Annotated in this window: 1 protein-coding gene; it reads right to left on the reverse strand. The window is 66.0% G+C overall.

The features are described 5' to 3' along the window. A partial coding sequence (locus ACWC97_RS33940) for a non-ribosomal peptide synthetase (protein WP_450653669.1) occupies positions 1-1,740 on the reverse strand: 1,740 nt, incomplete at both ends.

The raw sequence follows: 1,740 nt of genomic DNA on the forward strand, positions 1-1,740 counted from the left end.
CCGGGCTTGGGAGACGATTTGGATGGAGAGGATGGAGTCGCCGCCGAGGTCGAAGAAGTTGTCGTGGATGCCGATGTGGTTGGTGGTGAGGATGTTGGTCCAGATGGTGGTGAGGGTGTGTTCGGTGGGGGTGCGGGGTGGGGTGTGGTGGGTGGTGGTTTGTTGGGTGTGGGTGGTGGGTGTGGGGAGGGCGCGGCGGTTGATTTTTCCGCTGGGGGTGAGGGGGAGTTGGGGGAGGGGGATGTAGTGGGCGGGGATCATGTGGTCGGGGAGGGTGGTGGTGAGGTGGGTGCGTAGTTGGGCGGGGGTGAGGGGTGTGGTGGTGACGATGTAGGCGATGAGGCGGGGGTGGCTGTTGGGGTTGTTGGGGTCTTGGTGGGTGGTGGCGAGGGCTTCGTGGATGTGGGGGTGTTGGGTGAGGGCGGTTTCGATTTCGCCGAGTTCGATGCGGTAGCCGCGGATTTTGACTTGGTGGTCGGTGCGGCCGAGGTGTTCGAGGGTGCCGTCGGGGAGCCATCGGGCGAGGTCGCCGGTGCGGTAGGTGCGGGTTCCGGTGTGGTGGGGGTTGGCGGTGAAGCGTTGGGCGGTGAGGGTGGGGTGGTGGAGGTAGCCGCGGGCGAGTCCGTTGCCGGAGACGTGGATTTCGCCGGGGATGCCGGTGGGGACGGGGTTGCCGTGGGGGTCGAGGAGGTGGATGTGGTAGCCGGGGATGGGTCGTCCGGCGGGGAGGCGGTGGTTGTTGTTGGTGAGGTGGTGGGGGGTGATGTGTTGGTAGGTGACGTGGACGGTGGTTTCGGTGATCCCGTACATGTTGATGAGTTGTGTGGGGGTGTTCGGGTATCGGTCGAACCAGGTCTGGACGTGTTTGGGTTCGAGTGCTTCTCCGCCGAAGACGATCCAGCGGAGGTCGGGGAGGGGTTCTTGGTTGGTTTCGGCTGCGTGGGTGGTGAGTTCCCGGAAGGTGGAGGGGGTTTGGCTGAGGAGGGTGACTTTCTGTTGTTTGAGGAGTTGCCACATGGCGTGGGGGTTGCGGGTGGTGTCGTGGGGGACGATGACGGCGTGGGCGCCGGTGGTGAGTGCGCCCCAGAGTTCCCAGACGGAGAAGTCGAAGGCGTAGGAGTGGAATACCGTCCATACGTCGTGGGGGCCGAAGTTGTAGAGGGGTTGGCAGTTGGCGAGGAGGTGGAGGACGGTGCGGTGTTCGATGGCGACGCCCTTGGGGCGGCCGGTGGAGCCCGAGGTGTAGATGACGTAGGCGAGGTCTTCGGGTGTGACGGTGGTGTGTGGGGGTGTGGTGGGGTGTTGGGTGAGGGTGTTGTGTTCGGTGTCGAGGTTGATGGTGCGGATGCCTGGGGTGGGGTTGTCGTTCTGTGTGATGAGGAGTCGGGCGCCGGAGTTTTCGAGCATGTAGGTGAGCCGGTCGGCGGGGTATGCGGGGTCCAGGGGGAGGTAGGCGGCTCCGGCTTTCATGATGGCGAGGAGGCCGATGGCCATGCGTGTCCCGCGTTCGACGGACAGGCCGATCAGCTGGCCGGGTCCCGCGCCGAGTGAGATCAGGTGGTGGGCGAGCTGGTTCGCGGAGCGTTCCAGCTCCGCGTACGTCAGGGACTGTTCGCCGCAGGTCACCGCGGTCGCGTCGGGGCGCTCCGCGGCCCGTTCCGAGACCTGGCTGTGCAGCGTCCCCGGCCATGGATCGGCGCCCTCGGTCACCGCCCACTCCCGCACCACCCGATCCCACTC

It is taken from the genome of Streptomyces sp. NPDC001108 (genome assembly GCF_053598535.1).